The organism is Methylophilus methylotrophus DSM 46235 = ATCC 53528 (assembly GCF_000378225.1).
GTDB lineage: Bacteria > Pseudomonadota > Gammaproteobacteria > Burkholderiales > Methylophilaceae > Methylophilus > Methylophilus methylotrophus.
Genome location: NZ_KB905145.1, coordinates 14,560 through 34,929, shown reverse-complemented (window position 1 = coordinate 34,929; position 20,370 = coordinate 14,560). Strand labels below are relative to the sequence as shown.

Sequence of the window (20,370 nt, the reverse complement as noted above, 5' to 3'; positions counted from 1 at the left end):
ATGCCAAAACTCGCACCAGTGGTGCGAGATTAAAACTGAATAGTGCATCTTTGCTTAAATCTATACACATCCACTTTCATATGTATAGAAAATTGAGATTTTTATACACATCAATGATAAAGTGCATAAAAAATTAAGAATCTCTATACATATAGGCGATGCGTGAAATGATGTTACTTGCTTCATTAAACCAATTAGATTTCAGCCGATTTGATCATCCATTAATCCTTAAGCAGCTTGCCATTACTAGTCGAAAGTTGGCGGAGCTGAAAGGCGTGGCCGCTTCTATTCCTAACCAAGGTATTTTAATCAACACGCTGGGTTTGCAAGAGGCGAAAGATAGCTCTGAAATTGAAAACATAGTCACCACACATGATGAGTTGTTTAGAGATGCAGTGCTACCAGAGGCTTTGGCAAATCCCGCTGCCAAAGAGGTATTGCGATATAGACAGGCGTTGCGATTAGGTTTTGAGAGTGTTACTCAAAATGGCTTAATTACGAGTAATCAAATTGTGGCAATGCAAGCTGAGCTAGAGCGTACCAATGCAGGGTTTCGCAAGTTGCCGGGAACATCACTCAAAAATGCGCGGGGCGATGTGGTTTATATGCCGCCGCAAGACCCAGCAGAAATTATTGGATTGATGACTGATCTAGAAAAATTCATCAATGATGCAGATATATGTCCATTAGATCCATTAATTAAAATGGCGTTAATTCATCATCAGTTTGAGAGTATCCATCCTTTTTATGATGGTAATGGTCGGACGGGGAGAATCCTCAATGTGTTGTATTTGGTTAAAGAGGGTTTGCTGGACGTGCCAGTATTGTATTTAAGCAGCCATATTGTTCGCACCAAGTCAGATTATTATCGTTTGCTGCAGGCTGTGCGGGATAGTGATGCCTGGGAAGATTGGGTGCTTTATATGTTACAGGCGGTTGAGCAAACAGCAGGGCAAACCATTACCACGATTCATGCCATCAAAACGGCGTTGTTCGATTATAAACACCGTATTCGCGCAGAGTTTAAGTTTTATAGCCAGGACTTGATTAACAATCTGTTTAATCATCCTTACACCAAAATTGAGTTTGTACAGCAAGACCTAAAAGTTTCTCGATTGACTGCAACCAAGTATATGGATGCTTTGGATGAAGCAGGTTTTGTACAAAAGCATAAAATCGGACGTAGTAATTATTATATTAACGTAGCGCTGAATCAGATATTACAGGGTCAGTAGCGGGATAGAGCGCCTATTGAGATCGGACAATATTTTAGTCGATGACACAATTAGAACCCACCCGCGAAGAAATTAATGCTCTCACAGGTGCCACCGTTCTTGAGTTTGGCGCCAGTTGGTGCGGCTATTGCAAGGCCGCGCAGGTCACGATTACCTCTGAGTTAAGTCATTTCCCTAACATCCGCCACATTAAAATTGAAGATGGCAAAGGCCGCAGGCTGGGCAGGTCGTTTCAGGTGAAGTTATGGCCGACGCTGATTTTGATGAAAGATGGTGTTGAGCTTAAGCGCTTGGTGAGGGAGATTGACGCCGGGGAGTTGAAATCGGGGTTGGCGTTGATTTCAGCGCAGCAGGCGGGTGGGTAGTATAGGTTTCTTGAACATGAGGCCCCAGGAGGCTTGCATGTCAATTTCATCAAAGGGTTTGGGTTTACTAAAAAAATAGCCTTGTACCACTTTGCAGTCGTAGCTTTGTAAATATTTGGCTTGGGCGGCAGTTTCCACGCCTTCTGCCACCAGTTCTTTACCCAGGCTTTTTGCCATGGAAATAATCGCCTGCACAATCAGCCTGTGGTCGTTGTTGTCTGCAATGCCTTGCACAAACGACTGGTCAATTTTGATTTCACTGACGGGGAATTTGTTTAAATAACTGAGGGCGGAGTAGCCGGTGCCAAAGTCGTCTAGCGAGATTCTGAAGCCCAGGCTATCCAGCGCTTTTAGGGTTTTGCGGATATGTGCGCTGTCGCTCAGGAGTAGGCTTTCAGTAATTTCTAATGTGATCCAGGCCGGGTTGCAATGGGTTTTCTTTAACAGGTGCCGGATGGAGTTGAGCAGGTTGTTATGAATAAACTGGCGGCTGGATAAGTTGATGGCGACGGTAATGGGGTCTGTGCGGCCGGTGTTCCACCTGACGGCATCTTTGAATGCGGTTTGCATGATCCACTCACCGATCTCAATAATGAATCCTGAATCTTCTGCAATGCCGATAAACCGGTTGGGGGGAATCATTTCGTTGTGATTGCGGTGCCACCTTAACAGCGCTTCTACGCCGACAATTTTGTCTGTCTCTAAATTTACCTGTGGCTGGTAGTGCAGCAAAAACTCATCGTTTTGGAGGGCGGTGCGTAGTGAGCGCTCAATGTCTATGCGTTCTATGGTGGTTTGCGAGAGGTCGGGGGAGTAAAACTGGTAGTTGTTTCGACCTTGTTTTTTGGCCTTGTACATGGCGATATCGGAGTACTTCACAATATCGCTGGCATCGCTGCTATGGTCTGGGCAGATCACGATGCCTATGCTGGCAGAAATAAATAGTTCAGTGCCACGGATCAGGATGGGTTGCTTGATGGACTCAAGCACTTTTTTTGCAACCAGCCCGGCATTTTTAGGGTCTTGCACGTCTGAGAGCACGATGGCAAATTCGTCGCCGCCCAGGCGGGCAACGGTATCGGTAGGTCTCACTGAACGCTCAATCCGCCTGGCCATTTCATAAAGCAGCAGGTCGCCTTCAGCGTGGCCGAGCAAATCATTCACCGCTTTAAAGCCATCCAGGTCCAGCATCAGAAATGCAAATGAGGACGCTGCGCGCTGCGTTTTTTTAATGCAGTGATCTAGCACTTCGAGCAATGAAATGCGGTTGGGTAGGCGGGTGATGGAGTCAAAATAAGCCAGGTGATGAATGCGGTCCAGGTTTTCATAGGACTGCGTCATATCTTGCCCGATGGCGATGACGGCAATGACTTCGTTGATGGCATTAAATTCGGGCGTCAGCACCGTATCCATGATTTTGTGCTTGCCATGTTGGGTGGTCAGCCGGAAGGCAACATGCTGGTTTTGGCCGCTTTGGAAAACCTCACGTATACTTTTTTCCAGCGCTTTGGCAGAGGCCCCACCAGGATATTGCGAGGGGGATTTGCCGATCAGGCTGGCGGAATCCACTTCATAGAACAGGGAATTGGCTTTATTGAGAAAGATACGCTCACAGTCGCGATTGTATTTGGCAATGCAGTTGGAAGAGTTTTCTACGATGGATTTGTATTCGTTTTCTTTTTGGATATTTTCCGTCACATCCCTGGCGTAACCCAGCGAGCCGACCACTTTGCCATCTACCACCACGGCTGATTTATAAGACTCTATCCAGTAATACTCACCATCAGCGTTTTTAATGGGCACAGTCACGGCACTGGGGGAGGTGCTAGCCATGGCTTTTTGATCGCCATCGACATATTCCTGGGCTAAATCGGGCGGAAAAAAATCAAAATCGGTTTTTCCTATCAGCTCGGCACTTGATTTGACCCCTACCATGTTGGCATAGGCAGTATTCGCCACCAGGATGCGGCTATCCTCATCCTTGAGCCAGACCATGAAAGGAAAGTTATCAATCAGGGTCTGGATATATTGATCACTTTCAATAGGTTGATTTTTAATTTTTTTCATAAAATGAATGAATATTCTAAATATTGATTTATTCCCATCTTTCCACAAGTTGTATCCTTAAATTGTTTTCGGTCATATTTAATTTTTCTTAAATATCAATATGTTGCCACGCAAGTCAATTCTTCAACCATGTTTGTCACGCCAATAAAAAAGGCTCCATGTGGAGCCTTTGTGTCAGCAGGGTGAATCAGCACAAATCATCCAGACTAGTCGGTTCGCAGATGCGAGCATCTTCTTTTTCTGCCCGCATTTTTTTAGCCATTTCATAGCTCATTTTCCGGAGCCGCATGACGGATCCCAGTGGGCGGTGAGAGGTAATGCCATGCCAGGGTGAGAACAGCATGCCTTCATCTACCACATGCGAACGATAAGGGCTCCAGGCAATTTGTGGTTTGGCGGTTATCCGTGCCACTGGCACGTAAGGCGAACTGTCTTCTGACCAGATCACGGTGGAGTCTTCAATCGGCATTTTGTGGATATCTGTGCATAGTTGTACGCGCATTTCCCAGACGGCAGTCCGCGACACAAAGAAATCGACAATCGATTTTCTGAGTCCGTCTGAGGCAAACAGGTCTATGGGTTTATTGGTGAGGGCAATCAGCTCTGGCGCAATGGGGACAAAAGCAATTTTAGCCATGTAATTGCCGTACATGATCGGGTCTTGGCTAAAGTAGGTTTCACCGAGGATATTGGTCTCCTGGGCTTGGTGCAGGTTTTTGATCAGTAATTGCTGACCATTCCGCAGGGAGTCTATCAATTTGGCAGTGGAGCGGAATATTTGCGATAAAAAGTGGCGGAACTCAGTGCTGGTATCTGGTGTGCAAGCGATGTGCTTGAGGTTGGAAAGGAACACTTGTACGCTGGATGACATAAAGCTGGCGCCATTCACAAATAAAAAGTCCTGGGTGATGGCTTCTTCGCTCCCGGGGAGTCTTTCGCCCTCTACACCGAGCACCTTGATGGCCAGGCTGCGTGGTGTGCAGGTTTTGTCATGCAGGATATCACCCGGCACGGTGGAAAAACGCATGACCAGTGGTAAGGTTTTAGGTTTGGCAAAGATGCCCTGCGCAAAGGGGGCGGGCAGGTTATCGTAAATTTCCATTTCGGCGGAAATCAGGCCATGGCTTTTCACATGCACGCTACGTGCACTATAGGTTGACTGCCCATAACTGATTTCTGAGATTTTACGTAAGGTGTATTGCAGGTTATCGCGACTCTGCGTTTCGCTCTCTTCCAGCACCTCAAACCCCGGTTGGTATTTGAGGGGGGAAATTCCGATATGACTAGTCTGTTCCATGACAACCCCCACTTGTTTGAACCAGTTTGCCGGTCACTTATTGCCATGATTAAGATCGCAAACCTGGGTAATTATTTATTGAAAATTTGGTCACGTGTTTGTTGTGCCTATGCGTTCAAGTGTCTTTGGTTTCGCCGGCCTTTTTGCGTTGCTTGTTGACGATGCGGGCGGCCACTTCTTCTTCGCGGCCGGGGTAGCGGTGCTCTTTTTTAAACTCGGTTTTGAGTTTGTCGTATTCGTGTTCGCGCTTGGGGCTGGATCCTCTAGGCATTTGCATACTCCTTCTGAGTTGAGTACAAACGGCAGCCGTTAAGGCTGCCGTGTTTGTCTTGTTGTGAAGTTCAATTCGAAAATATTTCGACATGAACTTACAAACGCGACAATTGCAGATTACGCTGATAGGCCTGAATACTTAATAAGCAGAAATCCTATTGTGATGTAGGAAACGCTTTATGAACAAATACTTGCAATGGATACATTTAGACAAAAGTATTGTTAAAAGATTCACGCCATTGCAAGTTTTTTGCTATTTGGCTTGCAGGGCATTAAAAGCGGTCATCAGGTTGCGGTAATCAGGAATATGGTTGGCGCATAAAGTGCCTAAACCTTCGATATCACGGCGCCAGTCCCGGTGCAGTTCGCAGGCGACCCCAAACCAGCTCATGAGTTGAGCACCCGCAGACGACATACGGTCCCAGGCAGCATCGCGGGTGATTTCGTTAAAAGTGCCTGAGGCATCGGTCACCACAAACACTTCAAAGCCTTCTTCAATCGCAGCAAGTGCAGGGAAAGCGACGCAGACCTCAGTCACTACGCCAGCGATAATCAATTGCTTTTTACCGGTGGCCTTGATGGCTTTGACAAAGTCTTCATTATCCCAGGCATTGATCTGGCCGGGGCGGGCGATATAAGGCGCATCAGGGAACAAGGCTTTAAGTTCCGGCATCAGCGGGCCGTTAGGGCCGGTTTCAAAGCTGGTGGTCAAAATGGTAGGCAAGTTAAAAAACTTGGCAGCATCGGCTAGGGCCAGCACGTTGTTTTTGAAACGGTCTGGCTCGATATCGCGTACCAGTGAAAGCAGGCCGGCTTGATGGTCTACCAGCAATACTACTGCATTGTCACGGTCCAGGCGTACGTAAGGTTTGTTGTTCATGATAAATATCCTCTCAAGATTAAGTGTCGTTGTTTGGAGATCACCGCCGCCAGCGGTCATGCTAAAAGTACTGGCGGCTGAGTCTCCGGTTTTAAAAGTGGTTGAATGTTTTAAAGTTAAGCGGTAGCAAAACGGCCCTGGTTGTAGTCATTAATGGCCTGGTCAATTTCTTCCCAGCTATTCATGACAAACGGACCATGACCGACGACAGGCTCATTCAGCGGTTCACCGTTAAGTAGCAGCAACACGGTGTCTTGCTGTGCCTGCAATACCAGTTCGTTGCCTTCGCGCTGCATCACGGCCAGCTCGGCAGGCCGTATGGTATGCACCTCACCGGTTTTCACCGCGCCATGCAGCACAAAAATGGCGGTGGTATGGCCTTCCGGCAGGGTGAAGGTGGTGCGTGTGCCGGCATTGAGGCGCACATCCCACACATTCATGGGGCTGAAGGTGTTGGCTGGGCCGTTTTGGCCTGCATATTCACCGGCGATCACACGTACCTTGCCTGCTTCACCGGGCAAGGCGATCTCTGGTATCTGCTCACGCGTGATGCCTTGATAACCTGGTGCCGTCATTTTGTCCTTGGCCGGCAGGTTGACCCACAACTGGATCATCTCAAACCGACCACCGCTACGTGCATAGTCATCGCCATGGTATTCCTCATGGATAATGCCTTTGCCAGCGGTCATCCACTGCACTTCACCGGGGCCTATGGTGCCACCGGCATTGGTGGAGTCATGGTGGGAAACCTGACCGTCATAGACGATGGTGACGGTTTCAAATCCACGGTGCGGGTGCTGGCCGACGCCACGGCGTTGAGTGGTGGGCTCAAAGCTGGCAGGACCGGCGTAATCCATCAGCAGGAAAGGTGAAATCTGTTCGGCGATATCACGGTATGAAAAAATGCTCTGTACCGGAAAGCCGTCACCCACCCAGTGATTACCATTGCTACGTTTGATAAAAGACAGTTTTTTCATGGTGTTTCCTTTCAAAAAATTTGTTGATTCGTTGTTTCGTGATTGCATGGTTCACACTATAAATAGATGACTTTTAATACACTAGATGGTTAAATGTGAAATAACTTTTCAATTAAATGAACAATAGGCCATGGACTTTAACGAAGCCGCGGTATTTGTGAGAGTGGTACAGGCGGGCAGCTTTAGCGCTGCAGCCCGGCAACTAGGGTTGCCCACTTCAACCATCAGCACACGGGTGGCCCGGTTAGAAAAACGGCTGGGGGTGACCTTGCTGCAACGGACCACGCGCAAGCTCAACCTGACCGAGGCAGGGACGCTGTATTTTGAGCATGCCTCTACCGGGCTGGGGTATTTGCTGGAGGCTGAGGCTGCACTGGATGAAGCACGACAACAGCCGCAAGGGGTTTTAAAAGTCACTGCCCCCGCCGACTTGGGTGATGCCTTGCTCGGCGGCCTGGTCGCACAGACGCAGCTGACTTATCCGGCTTTGTCACTGGAACTGATGCTGACCGAGCGTTATGTGGACCTGGTGGCAGAAGGCGTGGATGTGGCGATACGTACGGGCGAACTGCGAGATTCCAGCCTGATTGCCAAATCACTAGGCACCATACAATGGGCATTGTTTGCCAGTCCGCAATATCTGCATGAGGCTGGCGCAATTGCGTCGCCAACAGACCTGGGTCAACATCAATGTGTGCAGTTCACGCCCATGGGCCGTCATCATTGGGATTTGCAACGCGGCACCACGGCAATCCGCGTGCCTTTGGCGGCACGTACGCTGGTCAATAGTATAGGCGTCGTGCGGGCCATGGCCGAAAGCGGGCAGGGGGTTGCCTTATTGCCCACCTTTATTTGCCAGCCGAGTGTCCAGACTGGCGGGTTACAAAGAATATTGCCTGAGTGGCGTGGGCAGGCAGATGCGGTGCACCTGGTGTACCCTAAACAGCGCTTTATGCCACCCAAATTACGTGGTTTTATTGACCTGGCAGTGGCTAGTTTAAAGCCTCTACTAAATTCCTAAAAAACACATTCTTTTTCAGGCGAGGAGCCTTTGCATGACAAACAATGCCTCTTTAACCCCGGAAACAAAAGGTGCCAGCGTGGTGATTACGCATCATGTGAATCCGGCATTGCAGGCCGAATATGAAACCTGGTTACAGGAGATCGGCCCGGTATGCCGGTCATCGGCAGGCCTGCTCGACTGGCATATTATCCGACCCATTGCCGGCTATACCGATACCTACTCGGTGATGATTCGCTATGAAACCGAGCGGCACCTCACGCAATGGCTGGACTCTCCCGAACGGCAAGCGCTGATTGCCAAAGCGGCCCACTTACTGGCTGGGCAGGAAGAATATCAGGTTAGCAGTGGCTTGGACTTCCTGTTTATGCAGCCTAATGCTGCGTCCACCAAACCGCCCGTGCGCTGGAAGCAGTTTCTGCTGACCTGGTCGGCGATTTTTCCGCTGGTAAGTGTGGCGCCATTGCTGGTGGTGCCTTTACTGGATGCCGCTGGCCTGCCACAAAACCATGTGGCACATACCTTTTTTGTGACTGCCGTGGTGGTGGCACTCATGGTGTATGTGGTGATGCCACGGTACGTCAAGCTCGTACGACACTGGTTGCACCGCTGACATTTCTTAGAGTTTTTTTGCGATGTTTGGATGAAAAACGCCGCCAGGAATAGTGTTTTTTTCTACGTTTGAGCGCATGATACCCGCATAGACTAAAGTCTATGCCTGAATGACCCGTTGTTGACATATGACAATAACTGCAGGGGGTAGATGCGTTGAACACGGTCGCGGAATCATCCGCTTTGCGCGCAGAAATTGTGGACATGCTGTACGCAAACAATCGCAGGTCGCTGATGGCCGCCATTGTGGTCATGGTTGCGCTCTTGCTGGTACAGCAACCGTTGATCAATCATACGATTCTCGGCGTCTGGACGGGTGTTTTTCTCACTGCCTATGGTGCGCGCGCCTTTCTGACCCGCCAATACGAAAAAGACCAGCAGCATGCCTTGCATAGTGGGCGTTGGTTGCAGTGGTTTCGCGCCAGCACCGGCTTTTGCGGCATTGCCTGGGGTCTGGCGGGCATTCTGCTGTTTCCAGAGACCGATACCGCGCACCAGGCTTTCCTGATTTTTGCGCTGGTGGGCGTGTCTGGCGCCGCGATTATCATTTATTCGATAGATACCCTCACCAGTAACCTGTTTAGTGGCGGTATTGTGTTGTTCATGATTCCGCGCTTCATTATGCATGGCAACTCGGTGTCTCTGGCGCTAGCGGTGTTGTTTATCGTCTATGTCATTTATGTCACCGTGGCTGGTCGCAGCCTTGCGCTGAGCCTGCGCGAAAATATTTCCTTGCGCATTGCTTCCAACCTGGATAATCAGAAAGTCCACCAGCTGGCTTATTATGATTTCCTGACCGGTTTACCCAATCGGCGACTACTGGCAGACCGCCTGAACCAGGCTTTCGCGCGCTGTGCGCGAAACCAAAGCTACGGCGCGGTGTTGTCACTGGACCTGAATAATTTTAAAGGCCTCAATGACAGTAAAGGCCACCAGGCCGGGGATGAGTTACTGCAGCAGGTAGCCATGCGGCTGCAAGACTGCTTACGAAAAAAAGATACCATTGCGCGTATGGGCGGCGATGAATTTATCGCCGTACTGGATGAGTTATCGACTGACAAGGCTGAGGCGGCTGCTGCCGCACAGGCCGCGGCTGCAAAAATGATGTCGGTGTTCTCACAGCCGTTTCAGTTGCAAAACACCAGGTACCGCACCGCCCCCAGTATAGGGATCTGCCTGTTCCTGGGCGATCACTGCAGCCAGGCTGACGTGTTAATGCGCGCTGATATTGCCATGTACCAGGCCAAAAAATCCGATAACCTGAATAGCATACAGATGTATGACGAAGCCACGCATCCGGCCATAGAAATGCGGGCAACGTTGGAAAATGAGTTGGCATTTGCCTTACAGGCCAACCAGTTCCTGCTGTATTACCAGGTGCAGGTGGATGCCCAGCAACAGCCCATTGGTGCGGAACTGTTATTGCGCTGGCAACATCCGACGCTGGGCATGATCCCGCCAGACCAGTTTATCCCGATTGCCGAGGCGACCGGTGAAATTGTGGCGATTGGGCAATGGGTGCTGGCCCAGGCCTGTCAGCAACTCAAGTGCTGGTCAGACTCTGCAGCGACAGCGTCATTGCAATTATCGGTCAATGTCAGTGCGATCCAGTTCAGCCAGCCGGATTTTGTGCAGATCGTGACAGAGACCGTGCAGGCCAGTGGCTGTGACCCCAGGCGCTTGTGCCTGGAATTGACCGAGAGCCTGATTGTAAAAAACCTGGATGAGGTGATAGAGAAAATTGATGCCTTAAAAGCACTGGGGATCAGTTTTTCGCTGGATGATTTTGGCATCGGCCAATCTTCGCTGTTGGTATTGAAACGCCTGCCGCTGGATGAGTTGAAGATAGACCGCAGCTTTATCAAGGATATTGTGTATAACAGCTACGATGCATTTATTGTGCAGACCATTATCAATATGGGTAAGAATCTTGGACACAGCGTGATTGCCGAAGGCGTGGAAATGCAGCAGCAAGTGACACTGTTGCAAGACATGGGTTGCCATTGCTTCCAGGGTTATCTGTTCAGCCGACCACTCCCGTTGCCAGCGTTTGAAGGCAGCCTGCTCTCCGCCACGCAACCCCTGTCCAAACCTTCTCATCTGCAACAGACACAGGCATTGCCTGGCAAGGCTTGATGCTGTTTGGGGCCTGTTAATGGAATATTCAAACCTTGACCCACTCTTCTGCCTGACTCAGCCAGCGCTGTAAATGGGCAGCTACCGCCGCAGGGTCGCGTTGCAGTAATTGATCAGCCTTGGTTTTGGCGATTTGCAACAAGTCTGCATCGCGTTCCAGGTCAGCAATTTTGAGCATGGGCACCCCGCTCTGGCGGGTACCCAGCAACTCTCCTGGTCCACGGATATGCAAATCCGCTTGGGCAATTTGGAAACCGTCGTTACTTTCAAAAATGACTTTGAGCCGCTGGCGGCCAATCTGTGAGCATTGCTGTTTGCTGTACAGCAAAATACAAGTACTCTTGGCCGCGCCGCGGCCGACCCGCCCGCGTAACTGGTGCAACTGGCTGAGGCCCATGCGTTCGGCATGTTCAATGACCATTAAACTCGCATTCGGTACATCGACGCCGACTTCAATCACGGTGGTGGCCACCAGCAAATGAATTTCGTTGGCGGCAAACGCCTGCATCACGGACTGCTTCTCGGCGGGCTTCATGCGGCCATGCACCAGCCCCACGCGCAATTCCGGGAACGCCTGTTGCATATAGGCATAGGTGTCATTGGCGGTTTGCAGTTGCAGAGCTTCCGACTCCTCGATCAGCGGGCATACCCAGTAAGCTTGGTGGCCCTGGGCACAGGCATCATGTACCCGCTGCAATATCTCATCCCGTCTGTCATCCGCCACCAGTTTGGTGATGACCGGTGTGCGGCCAGGAGGTAATTCGTCAATGACCGATACATCGAGGTCGGCGTAATAACTCATGGATAAGGTGCGCGGAATGGGCGTCGCAGACATCATTAACTGGTGCGGTTCCCAACTTGATACAGTGTCCTTTTTTCCAGTCCCCTTTTTGCGCAGTGCCAGGCGTTGTCCCACACCAAAGCGGTGTTGTTCATCGACAATCGCTAACCCCAGTTGCTTGAACTGCACATCGTCCTGGAACAGGGCGTGGGTGCCCACAGCCAGCATGGCGCTACCATTTGCGATGAGTGAGAGTGATTGCTCACGTTCTTTTTTAGGTTGGCTACCGGTGAGCCAAGCGACCGTGATCCCCAATGGCTGTAACCAGCTGCATAGTTTTTTGTAATGTTGCTCGGCCAGAATTTCTGTGGGAGCCATCATGGCCACTTGCCAGCCATGCTCCATCAGCTGTAAAGCCGCCACGCAGGCGACAATGGTTTTTCCGCTACCGACGTCACCCTGCAGCAAACGCTGCATGGGATGGGGGCGTGCCAGGTCTTGCTGGATTTCATGGACAACATTTTGTTGGGCTGCCGTCAGGGCGAACGGCAGGCTGGCAAGCAAGCGGGCGACCAGGTGTTGTGAGCCGGGAATGGCGGGCGCCTGCGATTGTTTACGTCGCGCATAATGCTGGCGCATGGAGAGCTGTTGCGCGAGTAGTTCATCGTAGGCCAGTCTCTGCCAGGCCGGGTGCGTGCGGTCTTCCAGTGTGTTAAGGGCTGTCTCTGGACCAGGTTGGTGCAATAGCCGCAGGCTGCAGGCAAAATCTGGCAACTGCATGGCCTGGTATACCCAGTCTGGCAGGGTTTCATACAAGTGCTCACTATGCAACACCAGCTTCACCGCTTTGCGGATGGCGGATTGACTTAAGCCGGCGGTGGTTGGGTAGACTGGGGTCAATGCATTGTTGACGGGGGTATCCTCGTTCACTTTGCGCTGGGTGGGGTGCACCATTTCATAGCCAAAAAATCCGGGACGGACTTCCCCAAATACGCGCAGGCGCTGGCCTGTTTGCATGGCGGAGACTTGGCTGGGGTAAAAGTGCAGGAAACGCAGGTTGAGGACGCCAGTGTCGTCCTGTACCCGCACATTGAGCATTTTGCGCGGCTTGTAGCTCACCTCGTTATGCACCACCACGCCTTCAATTTGGCTTTGCTCACCAAGCCGTAAATCGCGGATGGCGGTGATACGGGTTTCGTCGAGGTAACGCAGGGGCAGGTGCAGTAGTAGCGCTTCCACACTGCGGATACCCAGTTTATCCAGCTGGCTGCACAGGGCAGGCGTAAAACCTTTGATGTCGCTCAAGGGACGCATGCGGGCAGGGACGGTTACTGGATGCGCTGTTCCAGCTGGTTGCCTTTGACCCGGTTGATCCGTACGATTTGCTGGATCTTGCGCAGGTTGCGGATCAGGGTTGCCAGGTGCACACGGTTATGCACCTGCACGGTGAAATTGACGTTGGAGTACTGGCTGCCATCGCTGGTTTCAACGCTAACGTTATCAATGTTGGCATCCGCATTGGAAATGGTGGCGGCAATCTTGGCCAGCATGCCGCGCTCGTCCACCACGGTGACGCGCAAGTTGACGCTGAAGAGTTTCTTCGGATCGGCATCCCATTCCACATCTAGCCATTTTTCCGGATCCAGCTTGAATTTGCGGATAGCCGGGCAATCATGCGTATGAATGACCAGGCCTTTATCTTTATTGATAAAGCCCAGGATAGGATCGCCAGGAATCGGTCGGCAGCATTGGGCAAACTGGACGGCCATGCCTTCCGAACCGCGGATGGTGATGGTGTCCAGCACTTTGGCAGATTTTTCTTCCGCCTCCGCCGGATGGGCTACCAACTGGTGCGCCACCATCAGGCTGTTGCGTTTACCCAGGCCGATATCGGTCAAAATAGCCTGGCGTGTTTTGACGCCGTAGTCATTCATGACTTTTTGCCATTGCTTGTCTGTCAGGGCCGCCGGTTCGATATGCATGGCGCGTAATGCCACATTCAGCATGCGCTCGCCCAATTGCGCGGATTCTTCCACCTTCACAGTTTTCAGGTAATGCCGGATATGCGAACGTGCCTTGCCTGTGACCACATAATTGAGCCAGGCCGGATTGGGTTTGGCCAATGGCGCGGTAATGATTTCCACATGGTCGCCATTACGCATTTCGGTACGCAAAGGCGCCAGTTCGTTATTGATTTTAACCGCGACACAGCTATTGCCGACATCTGAGTGCACGGCATAGGCAAAGTCAACCGCCGTTGAGCCCCGCGGTAAAGCCATGATATTGCCTTTGGGCGTGAACACATAGACCTCGTCGGGAAACAGGTCCACCTTGAAGTTCTCAAGGAATTCGTGGCTGTCATCACTTTCGGTCTGGATTTCCACCAGCCGTTGCAACCATTGATGTGTTTGCTGCTGTAGCTTGGTCAGGTGTGCATCGGTGGTTTTGTATAACCAGTGCGCAGCCACGCCTGCATCGGCAATATTGTGCATTTCCTGGCTGCGGATCTGTACTTCAATCGGCGTTCCAAACGGGCCGAACAGGGTTGTGTGCAAAGACTGGTAGCCGTTGGCCTTGGGAATGGCAATATAGTCTTTAAAACGGCCAGGAATCGGTTTATATAAAGCGTGCAAGGCACCAAGTGCGAGGTAGCACGCAGCAGTATCCTTCACAATCACTCTGAAGCCATAAATGTCGCCAATTTGCGATAATTTCATCGCTTTTTCCGACATTTTCTTGTAAATGCTGTACAAGTGCTTTTCGCGGCCTTCTACGTCATATTCAATCTGGTACTGGGTCAGCTGGTTCTGGATAGCTTCCTGAATTTTGCTGACCACTTCCTTGCGGTGGCCGCGTGCCGTGCGGATGGCCTTGTCAATCACGCGGTAGCGGTTAGGGTAGAGATATTTGAAGCTGAGGTCTTCCAGCTCATGGTAAATCGGGTTCAGGCCCAGGCGGTTGGCAATCGGCGCGTAGATGTCCAGTGTTTCACGGGCAATGCGCTTTTGTTTCTCGCTCCGCATCGCATCCAGGGTCTGCATATTGTGCAAACGGTCTGCCAGCTTGACCAGGATCACGCGTACGTCCTGGCTCATGGCTAGCAGCATTTTGCGGAAGTTTTCAGCCTGTGCCTGGGTGGCGGTTTGCAGCTCTACCTTGTCGAGCTTGGTCAGGCCGTCGACCAGGTCCGCGACCTGTTTGCCAAAGCGTTCGGTAATGGCGGCACTGTCCACTTCGGTATCTTCCACCACATCGTGCAGCAAGGCTGCCAAGAGGGTGGGTAAATCCAGGTGCATCCTGGCCAGGATGCAGGCTACGGAAATGGGGTGGGTGATATAGGGTTCGCCGGTTTTCCGCGTTTGGCCGGCATGCGCCTGGTCAGCATAGCGGTACGCTTGCCAAACCAGTTGCACTTCTTCTTCATTGAGATACTTGCGGATCAGCTGGGTAAGGGGAGAGTCCTCACGGTCAGCTGGGAGCAAATCGACCTCCTCCATGGGAGGCCTGGACTTGCGATGGGCAGAATCGCCTTGGGTGTGGGGCATAGCTACTTATGCTTGGCCCTTTTTCTCTAGCAGCTCAACACCGATTTTGCCAGCTGCGATTTCGCGCAAGGCAAGCACGGTGGCTTTATCTTTTTGTGAGTAACCGCTTACCAACGGGTCAGAACCATTAGCCAGCTGTCGTGCACGGTAAGCCGCGACCAGGGTCAATTGAAAACGGTTAGGGATATTGTCCAAGCAATCATCGACAGTAATACGTGCCATATAAACCTCTTAAAATTTGAACCTAACCTTTTGAGACTAAGCGTCCCGCTGATGCGCTGGTCAGGTGAGTGATTGAATCAATGACGCGTGGCAGGCAACCTGGCGGTTTAATTGCAAGCGCTGGGCACGCACAATTGCCATCAGGTCCTGCAAAGCCACGTCAAAATTATCATTAATTGTAACATAATCAAACTCATGCACGTGACGCATCTCCTCGCGTGCAGCTGCCAGGCGTTGCGCGATGACGGCATCACTGTCCTGACCGCGGCTGTTCAGGCGGTGCGCCAGCGCCTCAATGGAGGGTGGCAAGATAAATATAGAAGTGACCTGTGGGAACAAGGTGCGTATCTGTTGCGCGCCTTGCCAGTCAATTTCGAGGATCACGTCGCGGCCTTCTGCCAGGGCATTTTCAACCTCACTTTGCGCCGTGCCATAACGGGCACTATGCACATGCGCGCTTTCAAGAAAACCGCCATTGTCGAGGATGTCGAGAAATGCAGGCTCAGAGACAAAGTGGTAATGAATGCCATCTTCTTCACCGGGGCGGGGTGCCCGTGTGGTGTGTGAAACAGACAGTTTAAGGATCGGGTCTTGCGCCAGCATGGCACGCACCAGGCTGGTTTTGCCTGCGCCAGAGGCAGCAGAGATCACAAACAAATGGCCTTGGCTCATGAGGCACTCCATGCCGGGTTAGGCAGAGAAGAAAAAACGGCTTTCAACCCTTCACCCCAGCCCTTGCGGATGCTGGCGTAATAAGGGTCATCTTCCATCAGGCGGTGCCGGCAATCGGCGTTTAAACTGTCAGTGCGGTATATCATCAAATCAATCGGTAATGCCACAGAAATATTGCTGCGAATCGTAGAGTCAAACGAAATCAGCACGCATTTTACCGCATCTGTGACACTGGTTTGATGTTTGATGACACGGTCTATGATGGGTTTGCCATATTTGGTCTCGCCGATTTGTAGATAAGGCGTGTCTGGCGTGGCCTCAATAAAGTTACCGGCTGCATAAACATTAAACAGGCGCGGTTTTTCGCCCTTGATTTGCCCCGCCACCAGGATACTGGCGCTAAAGTCTATGCTGTGTTCCTTGAGGGCCTTGCCGTCGCGCTGGTGCACAGTGCGCATGGCTGCGCCAACCACGCTGGCAGCTTCAAAGAGTGACTGCACATTATGCAGGTGCGCATGCGGTTCGGCTGACTTGAGTTGTTCACGGCACAGGTTGACCACTGATTGAGTAATGGCCAGGTTGCCAGCCGTGAGCAGCACGATCACGCGTTCACCCGGCACTTCAAACACATGCATCTTGGGCGCAATGGCTACCTGGTCAACACCGGCATTGGTGCGGGTGTCAGACGCCAGGACCAGGCCTTGTTCCAGCAAAATACCTACGCAGTAAGTCATAAACAGTCAGCGGTAAAAAAATGAAATCAGAAAGTCATCATAGCACGCACCCGCCAGCTATTGCTGTGCACTTTGTGCCTGTTGCAGCAAGCGCTCACGGTCTTGCGGGCTGGCCCGGCTTGCTTGCTGGTTCACGCTGACCACACTGGCCATGCCTTCTATGCCACCGCCCATGCGTGAGCCGGTGACCGGGCTGGCGCTGCGGTAATCCAGTCCATGCGCCAGCCTGACATGGGTTTCGTTGACCAATGTGCCATTAGAGACATCCAGGCATAGCCATTGCTCTTGCTGCCAGACATCGGCCCAGGCATGGGTTTGCATGAGGCTGCCGTCCGCGGTAAACAAATAACCACTCACGTAACGCGCAGGTAACCCCAGGCTACGGCAGCAGCCGATGAAAGCATGGGCATGGTCCTGGCAGACACCTTTGCCTAGCCGGAAAGCTTCAGACGCAGGGGTATCCACCTGCGTTGCGCCTTTAATGTATTGCATGCGCTCACGCAAAGCGTGCATCAAGTCAGTTAAGGGTGCATTCGCAAACGGTCTGGCAAATTCGGCCATGGCGGCATCTGCCTGCGTCAGGGGTGTATCCCGCAGGTAAATCGCTGGTGGCAGGGCTTGTTCAGGTTGTTCTGTCTCCAGCCCAGTTTCTACTGCACCAGAAACGGTAATCAGCAATGAGTCATGGGGTTGGTCCATGACCAGGGTGTGGGAGAGATTACCAAAGGCATCTTCAAACGGCGTTAATTGTCCAGTGACCTTGATCTGCCAATGCTTGACCTGTTGCCCATAACCGTCGCGCGGTGTCAGGCGTAACTGCTGTATGGTGTATTGCACCATGTCACTGAAAACATACTGGGTCTGGTGTTCAATATTGAGCAGCATGATGTGGTCTGGTTAAAGTAAAAAGCGCAGCGCTGTTTTATAACAGTCTGCGCACGAGGGGCTCATGGCAATCTATGGCGAAATCATGTGTACGCTTCTCGCATCACGCCGTCGCATTTAAAAAATTACGTTGTATTTCTTCACCCAGTCTGCGGTTGGCAAGAATAAAGTCATCCAGAAAATGGTGTACCCCATCCCTGACGATATCCAGCATGCGGCCATAATGCAGTTTCGCGTGCATTTGCCCGGCTAAACGCTCAGCCTCTGTCTGGCGGCTTCCGGCCACCTGGCGCAAAATCGGCATGATTTCGGCATAACAAGCATGCAGTGAGCGCGGCATGTCTTCGCGCAAAATCAGCAATTCAGACACTTTCATCGGCTCAATCGCATCACGGTACACCTTCTGGTAAGCCTGGAAGGCCGAGACTGAGCGTAACACGGCGCTCCATTCATAGTAATCGACCGCGCCATCATTGGCTTCCTGCATGGGGATTAAAAATTCATATTTCACATCCAGCAGGCGTGCCGTATTATCGGCGCGCTCCATAAACGTGCCCAGCCGGACAAAACTGAAGGCTTCATCGCGCAACATGGTGCCAAAGCACACGCCGCGGAACAGGTGAGAACGGCTTTTCACCCACTCACAAAACTCACTCAAGCCAGTTTTTGTCAGGTCCTGCTTGATGTACTGGCCGAATTCCAGCCATAACGTGTTCATGTTCTCCCAGGTTTCGGTGGTCATGGCGACGCGCACGGCCCGTGCATTTTCACGTGCGCTACGCAGGGAGCTGTAAATGCTGGATGGGTTGTTGCTGTCCATGACCAGATGCTTGATCACATTGGTCGCGTTGAGCTCTTTATAGGTCGCGTCGTAAATATCGCGGATACCGGCAATTTCTAGTACCGTATCCCATAGCTCTTCTTCATTGCTACTGTCAGAAGGCAGCAATGACATGTTGTAGGTGACATCCAGCACGCGCGCGACATTTTCGGTGCGCTCAATATAGCGTGCCATCCAGTATAAGTGGTCTGCGGTACGGCTTAACATATGACGGCCTCTTGATTCATTTGTTGTGCAGCCATTTGTGGTTGCAGGGTTTCGGCACAGACATCATCACGTTCCAGCACCCAGGTATCTTTGGTACCACCCCCTTGTGAGGAGTTGACGACGAGGGAGCCTTCCTTAAGTGCCACGCGTGACAGGCCGCCCGGTACCACACTGACGGTTTTGCCTGACAGTACAAATGGGCGCAGGTCAACATGGCGTGGCGCAATGCCCTGATCGACCAATGTCGGGCAGGTGGAAAGTGCCAGGGTGGGCTGTGCAATGTAGTTCGATGGTTTGGAAACAATACGCAAGCGGAACTCTTCAATTTCCTGCTTACTGGCAGTCGGGCCAACCAGCATGCCGTAGCCGCCGGAGCCTTGTACTTCTTTCACGACCAGCTCGGGCAGATGATCCAGCACATAGGCCAGATCATCTTCCTTGCTGAGTTGATACGTAGGCACGTTCTGCAGGATGGGAGATTCACCCAGATAGAACTTGATCATCTCCGGCACGTAGATATACGTCGCCTTGTCATCGGCCACGCCGGTGCCTACAGCGTTAGCCAATGTGACGCCACCATTGCGGTAAACGGAGAGCAGACCTGGCACGCCCAACAGGGAATCGGGCTTGAACACCAGAGGGTCAAGGAAGTCGTCGTCGATGCGGCGGTAAATCACGTCGACCCTTTGCGGGCCTTGCGTGGTGCGCATGTAGACGGCGTTATTACGGACAAACAAATCCTGGCCTTCCACCAGTTCTATGCCCATTTGCTGGGCGAGGAAGGCATGTTCAAAGTAGGCGCTGTTATAAGCCCCCGGTGAAAGCAGCACGACGGTCGGGTCGTTGACACCGGTTTGTGCCACCGAGCGCAGGTTATTCAGCAACACATGTGGGTAATGCTCCACGGGCGCAATCGGATATTTCTTAAATAAATCAGGGAACAGCCGCATCATCATCTTGCGGTCTTCCAGCATGTAAGACACGCCAGACGGTGTACGCAGATTGTCTTCGAGCACATAAAACTGGGATTCACTGGTGCGGACCAGGTCAATGCCAGCCACATGTGCATACACCTGGTTAGGCACATTCACACCCACCATCTCTGGCCGGTATTGCGCATTACTTAAAATGTTGTTCGGCACGATGCCGGCTTTGATGATTTCCTGATCATGGTAAATATCATGCAGGAACATATTAAGCGCGCGGACGCGCTGGACGGCGCCTTTGGACAGGTGCGCCCATTCACTGGCAGAAATCATGCGAGGAATGACATCGAACGGAATTAGACGCTCGGCGCCATCCTCTTCGCCATACACGTTAAAGGTAATCCCGACACGGCGGAACAAAACTTCAGCTTCGGCACGCTTGGCGGCCAGTTGTTGCGTAGGCACATCACTTAACCAATGCTTGTATGCCTGGTAAATGGCCCGTACGTTGCCCCCATAGCCCTGCATTTCATCAAAAAACTGTTTGGCTGATTGCGTCATGATGCTGGACCTTTGTCTTGCTTGTAAAAATCAATTAAATAAGAGCAAGCCGTGTGCCAGCTAATAATAGTGATTTAAATCAATGGTTTATTTAAATTTTGTTGAGCGTGAAATGGCAAAATGCACCATAAAG

The 20,370-nt window shown here is 51.5% G+C and carries 18 protein-coding genes; 5 read left to right on the top strand and 13 right to left on the bottom strand.

From position 1 onward, the window contains the following. Window positions 1–167 precede the first annotated feature (167 nt). Entirely contained in the window at window positions 168–1,235 is a 1,068-nt protein-coding gene (locus tag F463_RS0111130) for a Fic family protein (RefSeq protein WP_026295532.1), read from the top strand. A 41-nt stretch (window positions 1,236–1,276) separates the two neighbouring features. Beyond that, on the top strand, window positions 1,277–1,600 hold the full coding sequence (locus F463_RS0111125; protein WP_018987169.1) for a thioredoxin family protein: 324 nt from the start codon (window positions 1,277–1,279) through the stop codon (window positions 1,598–1,600). Here F463_RS0111125 and F463_RS14365 read toward each other — a convergent pair. The 5 genes from F463_RS14365 to F463_RS0111100 all read right to left on the bottom strand — a co-directional run bounded on the left by F463_RS14365 (window position 1,577) and on the right by F463_RS0111100 (window position 7,094). Further along, window positions 1,577–3,667, bottom strand: coding sequence for a sensor domain-containing protein (locus tag F463_RS14365; protein ID WP_018987168.1), 2,091 nt, complete (start codon window positions 3,665–3,667; stop codon window positions 1,577–1,579). The two genes, F463_RS0111125 and F463_RS14365, sit on opposite strands and share 24 nt — an antisense overlap. Before the next feature lie 187 nt (window positions 3,668–3,854). Beyond that, window positions 3,855–4,964: a catalase family protein gene (locus F463_RS0111115; protein WP_018987167.1), complete on the bottom strand. Its 1,110-nt coding sequence runs from the start codon at window positions 4,962–4,964 to the stop codon at window positions 3,855–3,857. Between the two features lie 115 nt (window positions 4,965–5,079). Further along, complete coding sequence (locus F463_RS15035; protein ID WP_018987166.1) at window positions 5,080–5,235, bottom strand: hypothetical protein; 156 nt, start codon at window positions 5,233–5,235, stop codon at window positions 5,080–5,082. A 255-nt stretch (window positions 5,236–5,490) separates the two neighbouring features. Then, window positions 5,491–6,117 carry an isochorismate family cysteine hydrolase YcaC gene (gene ycaC, locus F463_RS0111105; RefSeq protein WP_018987165.1) on the bottom strand — a complete coding sequence of 209 codons (627 nt, stop codon included), beginning with the start codon at window positions 6,115–6,117 and terminating at the stop codon, window positions 5,491–5,493. 116 nt (window positions 6,118–6,233) lie between these two features. Continuing rightward, on the bottom strand, window positions 6,234–7,094 hold the full coding sequence (locus F463_RS0111100; protein WP_018987164.1) for a pirin family protein: 861 nt from the start codon (window positions 7,092–7,094) through the stop codon (window positions 6,234–6,236). Window positions 7,095–7,224: 130 nt separating this feature from the next. On the opposite strand from F463_RS0111100, the gene F463_RS0111095 reads away from it, so the two are divergent. From F463_RS0111095 to F463_RS0111085, 3 genes are all read left to right on the top strand, one after another. After that, the gene (locus tag F463_RS0111095; RefSeq protein WP_018987163.1) at window positions 7,225–8,115 is read left to right on the top strand and encodes a LysR family transcriptional regulator; all 891 of its coding nucleotides are present in this window, start codon (window positions 7,225–7,227) and stop codon (window positions 8,113–8,115) included. Between the two features lie 34 nt (window positions 8,116–8,149). Then, a complete protein-coding gene (locus F463_RS0111090; RefSeq protein ID WP_018987162.1) occupies window positions 8,150–8,728 on the top strand; it encodes an antibiotic biosynthesis monooxygenase in 579 nt (192 codons plus the stop codon). A 155-nt stretch (window positions 8,729–8,883) separates the two neighbouring features. Further along, window positions 8,884–10,863 carry a putative bifunctional diguanylate cyclase/phosphodiesterase gene (locus F463_RS0111085; protein WP_018987161.1) on the top strand — a complete coding sequence of 660 codons (1,980 nt, stop codon included), beginning with the start codon at window positions 8,884–8,886 and terminating at the stop codon, window positions 10,861–10,863. Between the two features lie 28 nt (window positions 10,864–10,891). Here F463_RS0111085 and recG read toward each other — a convergent pair whose 3' ends face one another. The 8 genes from recG to F463_RS0111045 all read right to left on the bottom strand — a co-directional run bounded on the left by recG (window position 10,892) and on the right by F463_RS0111045 (window position 20,237). After that, a complete protein-coding gene (gene recG, locus F463_RS0111080) occupies window positions 10,892–12,958 on the bottom strand; it encodes an ATP-dependent DNA helicase RecG (RefSeq protein WP_018987160.1) in 2,067 nt (688 codons plus the stop codon). A gap of 14 nt (window positions 12,959–12,972) precedes the next feature. Beyond that, window positions 12,973–15,141: a RelA/SpoT family protein gene (locus tag F463_RS0111075; RefSeq protein ID WP_018987159.1), complete on the bottom strand. Its 2,169-nt coding sequence runs from the start codon at window positions 15,139–15,141 to the stop codon at window positions 12,973–12,975. A gap of 54 nt (window positions 15,142–15,195) precedes the next feature. After that, window positions 15,196–15,411, bottom strand: a complete 216-nt coding sequence (gene rpoZ, locus F463_RS0111070; RefSeq protein WP_018987158.1) for a DNA-directed RNA polymerase subunit omega — start codon at window positions 15,409–15,411, stop codon at window positions 15,196–15,198. Window positions 15,412–15,471: 60 nt separating this feature from the next. Next, window positions 15,472–16,083, bottom strand: coding sequence for a guanylate kinase (gene gmk / locus F463_RS0111065; RefSeq protein ID WP_018987157.1), 612 nt, complete (start codon window positions 16,081–16,083; stop codon window positions 15,472–15,474). Beyond that, on the bottom strand, window positions 16,080–16,817 hold the full coding sequence (locus F463_RS0111060) for a proteasome-type protease (protein WP_018987156.1): 738 nt from the start codon (window positions 16,815–16,817) through the stop codon (window positions 16,080–16,082). Before F463_RS0111060 ends, gmk begins: the two co-directional genes overlap by 4 nt. 57 nt (window positions 16,818–16,874) lie before the next feature. After that, window positions 16,875–17,702, bottom strand: coding sequence for a transglutaminase family protein (locus tag F463_RS0111055; RefSeq protein WP_018987155.1), 828 nt, complete (start codon window positions 17,700–17,702; stop codon window positions 16,875–16,877). 103 nt (window positions 17,703–17,805) lie between these two features. Continuing rightward, window positions 17,806–18,750, bottom strand: coding sequence for an alpha-E domain-containing protein (locus F463_RS0111050; RefSeq protein ID WP_018987154.1), 945 nt, complete (start codon window positions 18,748–18,750; stop codon window positions 17,806–17,808). After that, entirely contained in the window at window positions 18,744–20,237 is a 1,494-nt protein-coding gene (locus F463_RS0111045; RefSeq protein ID WP_018987153.1) for a circularly permuted type 2 ATP-grasp protein, read from the bottom strand. Before F463_RS0111045 ends, F463_RS0111050 begins: the two co-directional genes overlap by 7 nt. Window positions 20,238–20,370: the final 133 nt, after the last annotated feature.